Origin of the sequence: Solwaraspora sp. WMMD1047, from assembly GCF_029626155.1 — a bacterium.
Classification (GTDB): Bacteria; Actinomycetota; Actinomycetes; order Mycobacteriales; family Micromonosporaceae; genus WMMD1047.
The window spans coordinates 1709819-1723355 of the sequence record NZ_JARUBL010000001.1 but is presented as its reverse complement, the minus strand read 5'-3'; the positions used below and the strand labels follow the sequence as shown (position 1 = coordinate 1723355).

General features: G+C 68.4%; 13 protein-coding genes and 1 tRNA gene. 13 read left to right on the top strand and 1 reads right to left on the bottom strand.

What is annotated here, in order from left to right; genetic code table 11:
* The first annotated feature begins 183 nt into the window (after positions 1–183).
* The 11 genes from O7627_RS08095 (at position 184) to O7627_RS08045 (ending at position 10337) form a co-directional block, all read left to right on the top strand.
* On the top strand, positions 184–1155 hold the full coding sequence (locus tag O7627_RS08095; RefSeq protein ID WP_278092878.1) for an NAD-dependent epimerase/dehydratase family protein: 972 nt from the start codon (positions 184–186) through the stop codon (positions 1153–1155).
* Between the two features lie 21 nt (positions 1156–1176).
* Entirely contained in the window at positions 1177–2124 is a 948-nt protein-coding gene (locus O7627_RS08090; protein ID WP_278092877.1) for a thymidylate synthase, read from the top strand.
* Positions 2121–3857 carry a carbamoyltransferase C-terminal domain-containing protein gene (locus O7627_RS08085; protein ID WP_278092876.1) on the top strand — a complete coding sequence of 579 codons (1737 nt, stop codon included), beginning with the start codon at positions 2121–2123 and terminating at the stop codon, positions 3855–3857. Before O7627_RS08090 ends, O7627_RS08085 begins: the two co-directional genes overlap by 4 nt.
* Positions 3851–4885, top strand: a complete 1035-nt coding sequence (locus O7627_RS08080) for a hypothetical protein (RefSeq protein WP_278092875.1) — start codon at positions 3851–3853, stop codon at positions 4883–4885. Before O7627_RS08085 ends, O7627_RS08080 begins: the two co-directional genes overlap by 7 nt.
* Positions 4886–4936: 51 nt before the next feature.
* Positions 4937–5458 carry a topology modulation protein gene (locus O7627_RS08075; RefSeq protein ID WP_278092874.1) on the top strand — a complete coding sequence of 174 codons (522 nt, stop codon included), beginning with the start codon at positions 4937–4939 and terminating at the stop codon, positions 5456–5458.
* Between the two features lie 24 nt (positions 5459–5482).
* Positions 5483–6298, top strand: coding sequence for a class I SAM-dependent methyltransferase (locus tag O7627_RS08070; RefSeq protein ID WP_278092873.1), 816 nt, complete (start codon positions 5483–5485; stop codon positions 6296–6298).
* Complete coding sequence (locus tag O7627_RS08065) at positions 6295–7032, top strand: phosphotransferase (protein ID WP_278092872.1); 738 nt, start codon at positions 6295–6297, stop codon at positions 7030–7032. Before O7627_RS08070 ends, O7627_RS08065 begins: the two co-directional genes overlap by 4 nt.
* Before the next feature lie 22 nt (positions 7033–7054).
* Positions 7055–7705, top strand: a complete 651-nt coding sequence (locus O7627_RS08060; protein ID WP_278092871.1) for a histidine phosphatase family protein — start codon at positions 7055–7057, stop codon at positions 7703–7705.
* The gene (locus tag O7627_RS08055) at positions 7702–8517 is read left to right on the top strand and encodes an aminoglycoside phosphotransferase family protein (protein ID WP_278092870.1); all 816 of its coding nucleotides are present in this window, start codon (positions 7702–7704) and stop codon (positions 8515–8517) included. The genes O7627_RS08060 and O7627_RS08055 overlap by 4 nt, the downstream gene beginning before the upstream one ends.
* Positions 8518–8562: 45 nt before the next feature.
* Positions 8563–9003 (top strand): hypothetical protein, encoded by a 441-nt coding sequence (locus tag O7627_RS08050; protein WP_278092869.1) that lies wholly within the window; start codon positions 8563–8565, stop codon positions 9001–9003.
* Positions 9004–9446: 443 nt separating this feature from the next.
* Entirely contained in the window at positions 9447–10337 is an 891-nt protein-coding gene (locus O7627_RS08045; RefSeq protein WP_278092868.1) for a hypothetical protein, read from the top strand.
* A gap of 235 nt (positions 10338–10572) precedes the next feature.
* On the opposite strand, the gene O7627_RS08040 is transcribed toward O7627_RS08045, so the two are convergent.
* Positions 10573–10648: transfer RNA gene (locus O7627_RS08040), tRNA-Lys, on the bottom strand.
* 184 nt (positions 10649–10832) lie between these two features.
* Here O7627_RS08040 and O7627_RS08035 point away from each other — a divergent pair.
* Together O7627_RS08035 and O7627_RS08030 are read left to right on the top strand one after the other, a co-directional pair.
* Positions 10833–12053, top strand: a complete 1221-nt coding sequence (locus O7627_RS08035) for an Ig-like domain-containing protein (protein ID WP_278092867.1) — start codon at positions 10833–10835, stop codon at positions 12051–12053.
* Positions 12054–12234: 181 nt separating this feature from the next.
* Positions 12235–13503: an Ig-like domain-containing protein gene (locus O7627_RS08030; protein WP_278092866.1), complete on the top strand. Its 1269-nt coding sequence runs from the start codon at positions 12235–12237 to the stop codon at positions 13501–13503.
* Positions 13504–13537 lie beyond the last annotated feature (34 nt).

The following is a 13537-nucleotide window of genomic DNA, read 5'->3' as shown; positions in this document are numbered from 1 at the left end:
GAACGAACGGTTCGAGGACCAGCGGTTCCTGGCCGCGCGCGTTCCCGGCGCTTCACGTCCGGCGACGTTGAGTCGGGTGCCGGCCGCGACCGGGCGGGCACGTGTCCTTCCAGTCGAGCCTCCCCTGCTCACCTTCGTGTGGCAGCGCTTGCTCCGGCAGCCGCCGCGAACTGACGAACGCCGATGATGGCCCAGGTGCTGGTGACGGGCGCGGCCGGATTCATTGGCTCGCATCTGGTGGACGCGCTCTTGGCCAGAGGGGTCAGGATCGTCGGCCTGGACCGTCGTCGGCTCGGCGAGCACGCCCTCGCGGACGAGAACCTCTCGAGGGCGATCGCCAGTCCGCTGTTCACGCCGTACTGCCTGGACCTCGCCGCCGACCAGTTCGACGAGGCGGTGGCTGGCTGCGACACCGTCTTCCACCTCGCCGCTCGGCCTGGCGTGCGGCGATCGTGGGGTCGCGAGTTCCTCGACTACACCCAGGCGAACGTGCTCGGCACCCACCGGCTGCTCGATGCCTGCACCCGTCAGGGCGTACGCCGGCTGGTCGTCGCCTCGTCGTCGAGCGTCTACGGGCCGGCTGACCGGCCCAGCCGTGAGGACGACCCGACCTGCCCGGTCTCCCCGTATGGGGTGAGCAAGCTCGCCGCTGAGCAACTGTGTCTCGCCTATGCGCGGCGAGCCGGCAGCCCGCTCAGCGTCGTCGCCTTGCGCTACTTCACCGTGTACGGGCCACGGCAGCGACCGGACATGGCGATCGGCAGGGTCCTGTTCGCCGCCTACACCGGCTTCCCGATCACCCTGTTCGGCGACGGGAGCCAGCGTCGCGAGTTTACCTACGTCACCGATGTCATCTCCGCCACCGTCGCCGCCGCCCACCTCGACACCCAGGCTGCGCTGGTCAACGTCGGCGGCGGCGCGAGCGTCTCAATGCTCGCGGTGATCGACGAGGCGGCCAAGGTCACCGGCCGCCAGGTGCCCGTGAAGGTCGTGGCCGCCCAACCGGGCGACGTACCCGCGACCGCGGCCGACCTCACCCGCGCCGGTCGGCTGCTCGGCTACTGGCCCACCGTCGGTCTCCGCGAGGGCCTCGCCCGCCAGGCCGCCTGGCTGGTCAACCTCCCCAGCGAACGACTCGCGGCCTTCACCTCCTGACCTCCGCAAAGGAACCAGCTCATGATCGTGTTAACCGCCGGTTCGGCGAGCGAGCTGTTCACCGCCGCCTGCCAGTCCGTACTGCTCAACGGCCGGACCGCCCGTCCCCGGGACCTCGCTACGACCGAGGTCGTGGGGGCGCACCTGTGCCTCACCAACCCACGGCAACGGTTCGTCGACGTGCCTCCCATCCGGATGATCAATCCCGCCTTCGCGGTGGCGGAGGCCCTCTGGATCCTCTCCGGATCCGACGCCCCATGGATCTTCGACTACAACGACAGGCTGCGCGTGTACGCCGACGACGGAGTGCTGCGCGGCGCCTACGGGCCACGGCTGCGCCGGTGGGACCGCCGGATCGACCAGCTCGACGCGGTACGGCGGCAGCTGTACGAGGACCGGGAGTCGCGGCGAGCGGTGATCCAGCTCTACGACCCGTCCCGGGACCATCGCGGCTACCGCGACGTGCCGTGCACCCTCGGCTACCGGTTCTTCATCCGGGACAACCGACTGGTCATGCACACCAGCATGCGCAGCCAGGACCTGTGGCTCGGCTTCCCCTATGACATCTTCACCACCACCCTGCTCCAGGAGCTGATGGCCGGTTGGCTCGGCGTCGAACTGGGCGAGTACCACCACCACGTCGACTCCCTGCACCTATACGCCGAGAACGCGAAGGCAGCAGCCGCCTCCCTGCACGGCATGCCGGGCGCTGCGGAGCTGGATCCGATCGCCGTGCCCTGGCCAGACCTTGACGCCCTCCTCCAACGGGTAATCAACGGCGACACCGGCCCTGGCGACGGTTCGACCTGGGATGCGTTCGGGCGGACCCTCGCCAGTTACCGCTCCTGGAAATCCGGTGAGCGCGATCAGGCACGCAAGCTCGCCGCCGACACCCCAGATCCGCTCGGTGCCGCCCTGTCGAGCTGGTACGGCCACCTCGACCCCACCACACCCGGTGGCCGTTCATGATCGCGAAGCGGGCCGGACGAGCCGCCGACGTGGTGCTCGGACTCTGCGCCTACACCCACGACTCGGCGGCGGCGCTCCTGGTCAACGGCCACCTGATCGGCTTCGCCGAAGAGGAACGCCTCGACGGCGTCAAACACAGCAAGGCCTACCCCGCGAACGCCGTCGCCTGGCTCCTCAACGAAGCCGGTCTGACCGCGAACGACGTCACGGCGGTGGCGTACAACTTCGACGGCCGCCGGTACCTGCCGGCGCTCGGCCAGCTTCCGCGGCATTTGGTACGAGCCGCGACCCGCAGCCGAGCGGTTCCTCGCTCACGCAGCTTCCTGACTGTGCGCCGCCGGTGCCAGGCACGCATGCAGGACCTTAATCGGCGGTTCCCGCTCGCCCGGCTCGTTCCCGTGCTGCACCACCGCGCCCACGCCCTCTACGCCTTCCTGTCGGCCGGCGTGGACGATGCGGCGGTCCTGGTAGTGGACAGTCTCGGCGAGCTGCAGACCACCACGACCTGGCACGCCGTGCACCGCGACGAGCAGGCTCTCGACCTGCGTCTGGTCGCCGCTATCGAGGACCCGGCGTCGCTCGGCTACGCGTACGGCGCCGTGACCGAACACCTCGGCTGGCGACGCGGTGACGAGGAGGGCACCGTCATGGCGCTGGCCGCCCTCGGTGAACCGGCCCGCTTCCGCAGGTTGATGTGTCGCGCGATCCGACTCACCACCGACGGCTTCGCCCTCGACCCGGGGCTGCTGCCGATTCGGGTCCTGTCCAGCCGCTACGGCCGGACCAGCCCGGCGTTCACCGCCGCTGCCTGCCCGCCCCGCCTACCGGACGCGCCGGTCGAACCGGTCCACGCCGACCTCGCCGCCGCCCTGCAGGAACGAACCGAGCAGGTGATGCTGCACCTGGCCCGACGAGCCACCCGCCTGACCGGCTCGGGGCTGCTCTGTCTCGGCGGCGGGGTCGCGATGAACTGCGTCGCCGCCGGGCGGATCACCCGAGCCGGCATCGTCGACGAGGTCCACATCCCGCCCGCGCCTGGCGACTCGGGCACTGCGATCGGTGCCGCCGCAGCCGCCTGGCTCGACGTCACCGGACGCCCGCCCACCGGCATCGGTGGGCGCTGCTATCTCGGCCCGGCGTACCCGGATCTCGCCATTTCCGCGGAACCACGACCCGACCTGGCCGCCGAACGACCCGCCGACCCGGTCCACCGCCTCGCCCGCCAGCTCGCCGACGGGGCCATCGTCGGGCTCTTCGCCGGCCCGCTGGAGTCTGGGCCACGCGCGCTGGGTAACCGGTCCATCCTGGCTTCGCCCTTCGCCAGCGAGGTCGTGGATCGGCTGAACGGGACGGTAAAGTTCCGGGAATCGTTCCGCCCCTTCGCTCCAGTGATCCTCGCTGACAAGGCCGCCGACTACGTCCAGCTCCGCCAGCCCTCGCCGTTCATGTCCATCGCCGCGCCGGTCACCGATCTGACCCGGACGCATCTCCCCGCGATCGTGCATGGCAACGGCACTGCACGGGTCCAGACTGTGACCCGCGCGCAGCATCCGTTCCTAGCGAACGTGCTGGCCGCGTTCGGCGAGATCACCGGACACCCGGTTCTGATCAACACCTCGTTGAACATCAAGGGCAGACCGATCTGCGGCACTCCGGACATGGCCCTGGACTGCCTCGTCGAGACCGGGCTGGATGCCCTGCTCATCGAGGGCTGGTGGGTGACGAAATGCTGATCGGGTACAGCTTCTGGGGATTCCTCGGTCCCGGCGTCATCGACACCCCCGACGGCGGCCGTAGCCACCGCCAGACCCTGGTCGACGGGCTACGCCGGGCCGGTCACGACATCGTGTTCCTCCAGCCCAACCGTGACCTCTGCGACGCCGGCCTCGACCTCACCGACCACTACCGGTGGGACGTCGGCCTACCCGACCTCGACGCGCTGTTCCTCGAATGGCGCTGGCCCATTCCCGGCCGCAACACCAGCCCTTGCGGACGGCCCGGACACACCTGCGACCTGCACCGCCAGGCCAAACTCCTCGACCACTACACCCACCGGCTCGGCACCCCGACAATCCTCTGGGACAAGGACCGGCGGCTCGACCCGGCCGACCCACTCCGCCGGACCAGCAACGTCACCGTCTGCGAACCAGCCCTACACCCCAACCCGGGCGCGACGACCCTGCTGTTCCCCGTCGCCGACACGGTCCTCGACACCGCAGACCCCGACAGGCTCGCTGCCCGGCGCCGCTCGACGCCACTGGTCTACGTCGGCAACCAGTACGACCGCGACGACGCATTCGACACCTTCTTCGCCCCCGCCGCCGCACACCTTCCGCACCTGATCGCCGGCAAGTGGCCCGACACCCGCCGCTGGCCCGGCCTCAGGTTCGTCGGCCGGGTCCCGTTTCCGCGGGTAGCCGAGATCCACGCCGACGCGCTCGCCACCGTGCTGCTCCTTCCCGAGCGCTATGCCCGTGCCGGCCAGCTCACCCAACGGATCTTCGAAGCCACCCTCGCCGGCTGTGTCCCGCTCCTGCCCACCAACGTTCGCGGTGCCGCCGAGTTCGTACCGGCACGCCTATACGTCGGGAACGCCACCGACGTACGGCACCGGGTCTCCTGGCTGGCCGAGATCACCGGCACCAGCGACCACGCCGGCCTGATCGCCGACTGTCTGCGCCGGCTCGACCCGTTCCGGCTCTCCACCCAGCTCGACGTTCTCGATCGTCTCCTACGCCACCCGGATCCGGTGCCGTCATGACCCGCCGTGTCCGCCCGGCCTCGCCCCGCTCCGCCCCTACCCTGGAGGACCATGGACAGGATCGCCATCATCGGCTGCGGCGGCAGCGGCAAGTCGACGATCGCCCGGCAACTCGCCCAGATCCTCGACGCGCCCCTGACCCACCTCGACGCGATCTTCTACGACGAGCAGTGGAACCCGCTCCCCCAGAACGAGTTCGCCGCCAAGCAGGAGAAACTCGTAGCCGGCGAACGCTGGATCATCGAAGGCAACTATGCCGGCACCCTGCCGATCCGGCTGGCCACCGCCGACACCGTGATCTTCCTCGACCTGCCCGCCGCCACCTGCCTCTGGGGCATCGCCCAGCGGCGCCGACGCTACCGGGGCGGCCAGCACCAGGCCGACGGCGTCTACGACCGGATCACCTGGAACTTCATCCGATACATCCTCGGCTACCGACGCGCCATGCGACCCCGGATCCAGAACCTCATCCAGGCCCACGGGCCGCACGTTCGGCTGATCTCGCTCACCAACCGCCGGCAAGCCAACCAACTGGTCAACCGACTACGACAAGGAGCCCAGCCGACGACCTGACCGGCACGGGACGGGAGGCGACCCGTGTCGGCTAACCCGTTCCTTGACCCCGCACTGGTATACGGCGACCTCTACCGAACCGGCAACCGGCTCGCGGAACGCACCCTCGCCCTGCACCAGGCAAAGGTCGCCGGGCAGAACGCCGCCCAAGTCATCGTCGACCTTCTCGCGCGCCGCGTGTCGCCTGGAGCGGTCGTGGTCGACATCGGCTGCGGACGGGGAACCACCACGCTGCGGATCTCCACACGGCTCCGACCTGAGCGTCTCGTCGCTGTTGACTCCTCGGTCGCGCTGCTGCAAACCGTCCATGCTCGGTTGGCCGGGGCCGGTGGCGCCGGCTCGACGATCTGCGCTGACTTCCACCACCTGCCCCTGGCCGACGAGGTGGCTGACGCGGCGGTCGCCGCGTTCTGCCTCTATCACTCCCCCCGACCAGCAGCCGCGGTCGCGGAGATCGCCCGCTGCCTACGGCCCAACGGTGTTGCCGTGCTGGTGACCAAGTCGCTGGACAGCTACACCGAACTCGACCAGCTTGTGCAGGCCGTAGGCCTCGACCCCGATGCCACCCGCCGGCCGAGCCTCTACGAGAGCTTCCACAGCGGCAACCTGCTCGACATCGCAGGCACCCACCTCACCGTGCTCGACGTCCTGCACGAGCAGCACGTCTTCGAGTTCGCCGACGTCACGCGCCTCGCCCGATACCTCGCCACCACCCCGAAGTACCAGATCAGCCTGGCCAACGAAACGGCCGAGCTCGCCGCAGTCCTACGTGAGCAACTGCCGGCACCGCCCTACGTGACCCGATCCACCGTCAGCTACGCCCTGGCGGCCCGGCCGTGACCCGCGAGCTTTTCATCAAGCGGTACGACGACCCGCGACGCTGCTCCGCAGCCGCGACACACCACGACTGGCTCACCGGGCTCGGCTCCGGTGTCCGCCTCCCGCACCTCGTCACGCACACGACTCGTCGCCTCGTCTTCGAACGACTGCCCGGCCGAACACCGGAGGTGCCCGACCTGCCCCGCGTGGCTTCCGCACTCGGCCTGCTGCACGCCGCCGCCTATCGGAGCGAACTGCACTCCGCGCGCCTCGACCAACCGCACACCACGTCGACCCTGCTGTTGATCCCCGACTTCGCCGGCCCACGACGGAATGCGCTGCACCGCGCCGCCCGCGACACGGGCATCAACCTGTCCGCTATCGACGGGCTTCTCGACCAGGCCGACCAGCCGGCGGCCTTCTACAAGGACCCGAACGTCCGCAACTACCTCGTTGGGGAAGAGGACGTCGCCGTCGTCGACTTCGACGAGCTCACCCTCGCCCCGTTCGGCTACGACCTGGCCGGACTCCTCGTCACCGCCTCCATGACGTACGGCCGCCTCCCCGATCGGACCCTCACGGACTGCGTCGACGCGTACGGCACTGCCATCTGGCCGAAGCTCTGCGACGCAGGTGAGGTGCGGCGGTACGCCGAACTGCACCACCTCTTGACCCTCCGATACGTCGGCACCAACGGATACCGATACCCGTGGCCCACCGTCCGGCCCTGGCCCGACCCGCTCACGTCAACCTGACAGCGCCTGAAGGAGCCCGCCGATGTCCCCGACCACCGAACTCGTCATCGCCCGCCACGGTGAGGCCGCCTGCAACGTCGCCGGAACCGTCGGCGGTGAGAACGGCTGCACCGGATTGACCGACCTGGGACGCCACCAGGTTGACCGCCTCGCCGCCCGGCTGGCCGCTGAGCACGCGGCTCGACCGTATGCGGTCTTCTACACCACGCCCCGGCTCCGGGTGGTCCAGACCGCCGAGATCATCACGCACGCTCTCCGCCTGGCTCCCACCGTTGAGCCGGAGCTCCGCGGACCTGACCACGGCGACGCCGACGGCCGCCCATGGGCCGACGTCAAGACCGCCTTTCAAGGCCCGCCTCAACACGCCCCCGACCGCCCATTCGCCAAGGGCTCCGAAAGCTGGAACCAGTACCTCGACCGCGCGACCAAAGCGCTACAGAGGATCCTCGACCAGCACAACGGCCAACGGATCCTCATCGCCGCCCACGGCGAGACCATCGAGGCCGCCAACAACCTGCTCCTCGGACTCCCCCGAACCGCCTGCCTACGGCTCGGCTTCGTCACCGATCACGCCTCGGTCACCCGGTGGCAGCGACCGACCAACCGCTTCGGCCGCACCATCTGGCAGCTCGTCGCGCACAACGACAGCCGACACCTCGAACCCAGGCAATGAGCAACATCGACCTCCTCCAGCTCTGCCGGCGCCTCCTCGACACCAACGCGGTACCCGTGACCTGGCACCCGGGCCACGCCGGCACCCAGGTACTCCGCGCCACAACCGCCGAGCACGGAGAAGTCATCGTCAAACCGCACCGCAGTCGACAACGCCACACGCAGGAGGTTCACGCCTATCAGACCTGGGTTCCGGCCCTCGGCGACCGGGCTCCCCGTATCCTCGCGACCACCGACGACCCGCCCGCGATGGTCATCACCGCCGTACCAGGTGTCCCACTCCAACAGCGAAGGCTCGCTCCCGAGGCCGAGCAGGACGCCTTCCGCCAAGCCGGGCGACTACTCAAGACGCTCCACGCCGCCGGACCACCGAGAATGGAGCCCGACTGGACAACCTGGCTCGCCGAACGCGCCGAGTACTGGGTCCACCAAGCCGGAGACCGCCTCACGCCCAGCCGCCAGGCCGAGGTACGCGCCCACATGCGAGCACTTCAAGATCTCGCACCGCTACCGGCCGTGCCATGCCACCTCGACTTCATGCCCCGCAACATGATCCACGGCGACGACGGCATTGTTCGCCTGATCGACTTCGAGCACAGCCGCTACGACCTACCCGCCCGCGACCTCGTACGCCTCGCCACCCGCATCTGGCCTCTCCGCCCAGACCTCCACGCGAGCTTCCTCGAGGAGTACGGCCAGTTCACCGAAGCCGATCACCAAGTGTTGGAACGCTGCACCCACCTCGACACCCTGACTGCGTTGCGCCCCTCCCTGTCCGGAACGAGGACCACGAGCCCCCACTCTTCCGGCTAGCACAGCTTCTTGCGATCATCGCAATTCTATGCGACGATCGCATACATGAGACGACCAGACATATTCGAAGACGTAGCCGCGATCCTGCATCCCATCCCGCAGCCGATCCATCCCGAGGACGAGCACGATGACGGCTTCCAAGCCGCCACCGCCGAGGCATCCGATGCTCAACAGCGAACCGCCGAAGACCTACGCCTGTCGTGGGAGCACGGCGACCAGGACCCTCTGATCGGGGCACTCAACACCGCGCGCCGCGCCAAGGAGCAGGCTGAAGAGCAGATCCGACAACTGGTTGCCTACGGTCGTGAGTTCGTGCAGCCCCGCCCGTACACACTCGGCGACCTCGCCGCCGCCGCCGGAATGTCGATCTCCGGAACCCGCACTGCGTATGGCCACCGGGACGTCGACGCCGTCGCGGCAACGACTGGCACCAAGCCCCGCGAGTGGCGCACCCCGGTTACTGGGAACGACAAGGCCTCGACATGAACCGACACCCGGCGGGATGCCTATGCCCACGACCCTGGCAGCGACTGTTCACCGTCATAGACGGCATCCGATACGAGGTAGTTCCAGCACTCCCCCTCACACCCACCAGCGCCCTGTTCCGCGCGTGGTGCTCCGACTGCAGCACCGAGTACCCACACCCGTTCCGAGTCGAACTGCCCGAGAACCGCGCGGCGCGAGCAAGGCATACGCAGATCTTGCAGCGATGCTGTCCGCGCAGGCCTTGCCGTCTATCAGCAATCTGACAGGACTGCACCTCGCCGTGAGATATGTGTACGTCTACCAGGCAGGCCAGCCGCGAAGCGCCCGGAATGCCGGAAGTTGAGCCAGCGACTCCGACCAAGCAGCCATTGGCAGTCATCAGAGTGGGACGTATGGTGATCAGACGATTACGTTAGGTGCAACCGACTGGGCGGCGGCTGCGGATGATGACTAACACGCACAGACCCAACTGCGCCAACGCCCAAAAGCCGGGCTGTAAATGCGCTGACTGTGGGGGCTCGCTACACGGCTGGCAAGGATGGACAACTCTCGCCGCCGACCGACAAGGGGAACGCGACGATCGGCGGCGCAAACTTGAGGGCAGCATAGAAACCCGGCGATCCGGGAGTCTAAGATTCAACGCCTGCAACCGGCAGGCCTATTTCGACCTCGCCCGCCTGGACATCGCCGACTACTTGTGGGCCACCGACGACCGACCGAGGCTGAACGGCCGATTGCCACCGGAAGATCTATCGCTCGAGCCATCATCGGCGTCATCCGACTACGGCCGAGTTACCGTCCTCGCCCAACGGGTAATGGAGGAGACGTGGCCCGAAATCTCAGTCGGCATAGACAACCTTGTAAAGAATAAGTCAGACGCCAGGGAAGTAAAGAAACTCCTGGCCGATCACATCTGGTGCAGCCTACTGGTGGCCCTGATCCAGTTGATCGAGAGGTTCAACAAGGCCATCGAATTACTCACCGACGCGGCCAAGCGCTTTATCAAAGAAGCGTTGTCCCACCGGTTCGAGTCGGGGATATCCCCGCTGGTGGCCAACGCCGTCATCAGCCTCGTCGTCGACAAAGCGTGGTCTGCCCTGGCGAGGCTGCTGGAAGCTCACTTTCCCCTCTTGGGAACAGACACCCTGCGCGCCCTCCGGATACTGACCGTCTTTACCTGTCCCTCGGTCGAACATCATCCGGAGGTTTACCAGCACGCCGCCAAGCCGCTCATGGGTGACACGAACGAGATCGTCACGGACGAGATCAAGGCGCAGGTAGTGATCCTCTTCAGCGCATGGTGGCGGCGGCGCGGGCCGGATGCTCTCGCTTGACGCCACGAGTACCGACCGCCCGTCCGGCTCACACTTACCAGCGGCGCCCCAACCGGTCCATCGACCACGTATCAGCCAGTGGCCTGAGCCGCGCGTCCGCGAGGATCGCACTGCGTCCCACCGACGCCAGCCCAGTCCAACGGCTCCCGAGCACCCACCGATCACCCGGGACCCGGTCGGGGGCACGAAAAGGGCCCTGGCAGGCACGGAAGTGCCAGGTCAGGGCCTTGATCGTTGGTACGCCGCGTAGGACTCGAACCTACAACCCGCGGATTAAGAGTCCGCTGCTCTGCCAGTTGAGCTAGCGGCGCTCGCTGACAACGGGAGAAACCCTAACACGCGGGCACGAGTGACCTCCAACGAGATGCCGGCCCTGTCGGCCACCCCACCCAAGGTATATATCACCCGAAACAGTCACTCGACCAGTGTCGGGCACAAAAGTGTGGCCCCCGTACGGCACGATGTCCGGCAGGACGTGAGTGGACCGAGGTGGGGATGGGGAAGTTCACGCGGGCCCGGGCGGTAACGGCTGCCCTGGGTCTGTCAGCAGTGTTGGCCCTGACGGGGTGCGGCGGCGACCAACCGGCGCGGTTCGTGCAGGGTACGGAGGTGCCGCCGGAGAGCTCGGCGAGCCCGACGCCGCCGGCGGTGCCGGTGACGCTCGCGGTCACGCCGGCCGAGGGCGCCAAGAAGCTCCCGGTCAGCACCGAGATCGGGATCGAGCTGGGCGGCGGCGAGATCACCGAGGTCACGCTCACCGCCGAGGGCGGCGGCGCGGTCAAGGGAGCGATGCGCGAGGACGGGTCGTCCTGGGTGCCGAAGGTTCCGTTGAAGTACGCCACCAAGTACACCGCCAGCGTCACCGCGACCGGTCCGACCGGCCAGGTGGAGACCCGGACGACGGCCTTCACCACGATGGGCAAGCCCGGCTCACTGATCGGCTCGGGGCTCTACCTCTTCGACGGCAACACCTACGGGGTGGCCATGCCGGTGGTGGTGGAGTTCTCGCCCGGGATCCCGAAGAAGGACCGGGCGAAGGTGCAGAAGCGGATGTTCGTGGAGACCGTGCCGCCGCAGCCGGGCGCCTGGCACTGGGTGAGCAACGGCACCCAGGCGTACTACCGCGCCCCGGAGTACTGGCAGCCGGGTACGACGCTCAGCGTCCGGATCGCGCTGGAGGGGATCCCGCTGAGCAACGGCCGGTACGGCAACGTGGACCGCACGGCCGAGTCGAAGATCGGCGACAAGCGGGAGCTGAAGGTCGACAACGCGACCAAGAAGATGACGGTCTACGAGAACGACCAGGTCGTGCGCACCATGCCGGTGAGCCTGGGCAAGAAGAGCACCCCGTCGTCCAGCGGCACCATGGTGATCATGGAGAAGAAGGAGGCGACGGTCTTCGACACCTTCGCCGAGTTGGGCCCGGTCGAGGGGTACCGCACCGACATCTCCTTCGCCCAGCGGCTGACCTGGGGTGGCGAGTACATCCACGCGGCGCCGTGGTCGGTGGACGACCAGGGCCGGCGCAACGTCTCACACGGCTGCGTCAACGTCTCGACGGCGAACGCCCGGTGGTTGTTCGAGCGGACCCGGGTCGGCGACCCGATCACGGTGACCGGCACCGAACGGAAGCTGGCGGCCGGCAACGGCTGGACGGCGTGGAACATGTCCTGGGAGGAGTTCGTCAAGGGCAGCGCCCTGCCGGTGACCGCCTGAGTCCACCGAGCAGGTGACCTGGCCCACGGGACAAAACATCACGATAAACCAATAACGCCCCACGAGAGCGGTGTTCCCGGTCATGAAACGCAACCGGGACCCGCTTTCGTGCGTCAGTGGGAGAGGATGGGAAGGACCGAAACCCGTGGGGTACGGGGAACCGGGGGGTAAAGAGGGAGCCATGCGAGCGATCCGAGAGCAGTCCAACCGACCCGGCCACCGGAGGCGAGGCGCCGCGCGGGCCCTGCTGTCCGGCGCGCTGGTCACGGTGGTGCTCCTGGCCGGCGGCTGCACCGGCGACGGGGACGGCCCGTCCTGGCAGGACGGCGACGCCGAGTCCGGCCCGAAGGCCACCGCGTCGATCACCGCGCCCGCGGCCGACGCCACCGACGTGCCGGCCTCCACCGAGATCGCCCTCACCACCACCGACGCGGTCTCCACGACGGTCGAGGTCAAGGACGCGGCCGGCGCCGCCGTCGAGGGCGAGCTGAGCGAGGACGGTACGAGCTGGCTCCCCGCCGGCCAGCTCGACTACGGCACCGCGTACACGGCGACCGTGACGGCGACCGGCGACGACGGTAAGCCGGCGACGGTGAGCAGCACCTTCACCACCATGCCCGAGCCCGCCAACCAGGTCCGGGTGACCAGCTTCCTCGGTGACGGACAGGTGGTCGGGGTCGGAATGCCGCTGATCATCAACTTCGGCCGGGACATCCCGGAGAAGTACCGGGCCGACGTGCAGCGCCGGATGACGGTGACCGCCACCCCGGCCCAGGAGGGCATCTGGCACTGGGTCAGCGGCACCGAGGTGCGCTACCGGCCGAAGGAGTTCTGGCAGCCGAACACCCAGCTCGCGTACAAGATCCAGACCGGTGGTCTGCCGATGGGGGACGGCTGGTACGGCCGCTCCGATCTCACCGTCGACGCCAAGGTCGGCGCGTCGGTGATCATGGAGGTCGACAACCGGACCAAGAAGATGACGGTCCGCAAGAACGGCAAGGTCGTCAGGACCATCCCGGTGAGCCTCGGCAAGCCGAAGACGCCGTCGTCGAGCGGCACGATGGTGGTCATCGAGAAGCTCAAGGAGACCGTCTTCGACACCCGGGACGCGCCCGACCCCGACAACCGCTACGTCATCGACATCGAGTACGCCCAGCGGATCACCTGGGGCGGCGAGTTCATCCACTCCGCCCCCTGGTCGGTGGCGAGCCAGGGCAAGTCCAACGTCTCGCACGGCTGCGTCAACATGTCCGAGGCGAACGCGAAGTGGCTCTTCGGGCAGACCACGATCGGCGACCCGATCACGGTGAAGGGCACCGAGCGCCGGCTGCAGAACGGCAACGGCTGGACCGAGTGGAACATGAGCTGGGACGAGTACGTCAAGGGCAGCGCCATCCCGTACGAGGCGCCGGCCGACGCGGACCTGGCCAGCCCGGCCCCGGGCGCCTGACCACCCCCGTCTGATGCGCAAAAGGCGAGACCCC

What these genes read in the sequence shown, in the direction of transcription:
- O7627_RS08095 (WP_278092878.1), top strand. Translation starts at nt 184, where the DNA reads ATGATGGCCCAGGTGCTGGTGACGGGCGCGGCCGGATTCATTGGCTCG.
- O7627_RS08090 (WP_278092877.1), top strand. Translation starts at nt 1,177, where the DNA reads ATGATCGTGTTAACCGCCGGTTCGGCGAGCGAGCTGTTCACCGCCGCC.
- O7627_RS08085 (WP_278092876.1), top strand. Translation starts at nt 2,121, where the DNA reads ATGATCGCGAAGCGGGCCGGACGAGCCGCCGACGTGGTGCTCGGACTC.
- O7627_RS08080 (WP_278092875.1), top strand. Translation starts at nt 3,851, where the DNA reads ATGCTGATCGGGTACAGCTTCTGGGGATTCCTCGGTCCCGGCGTCATC.
- O7627_RS08075 (WP_278092874.1), top strand. Translation starts at nt 4,937, where the DNA reads ATGGACAGGATCGCCATCATCGGCTGCGGCGGCAGCGGCAAGTCGACG.
- O7627_RS08060 (WP_278092871.1), top strand. Translation starts at nt 7,055, where the DNA reads ATGTCCCCGACCACCGAACTCGTCATCGCCCGCCACGGTGAGGCCGCC.
- O7627_RS08055 (WP_278092870.1), top strand. Translation starts at nt 7,702, where the DNA reads ATGAGCAACATCGACCTCCTCCAGCTCTGCCGGCGCCTCCTCGACACC.
- O7627_RS08050 (WP_278092869.1), top strand. Translation starts at nt 8,563, where the DNA reads ATGAGACGACCAGACATATTCGAAGACGTAGCCGCGATCCTGCATCCC.
- O7627_RS08045 (WP_278092868.1), top strand. Translation starts at nt 9,447, where the DNA reads ATGATGACTAACACGCACAGACCCAACTGCGCCAACGCCCAAAAGCCG.
- O7627_RS08035 (WP_278092867.1), top strand. Translation starts at nt 10,833, where the DNA reads ATGGGGAAGTTCACGCGGGCCCGGGCGGTAACGGCTGCCCTGGGTCTG.
- O7627_RS08030 (WP_278092866.1), top strand. Translation starts at nt 12,235, where the DNA reads ATGCGAGCGATCCGAGAGCAGTCCAACCGACCCGGCCACCGGAGGCGA.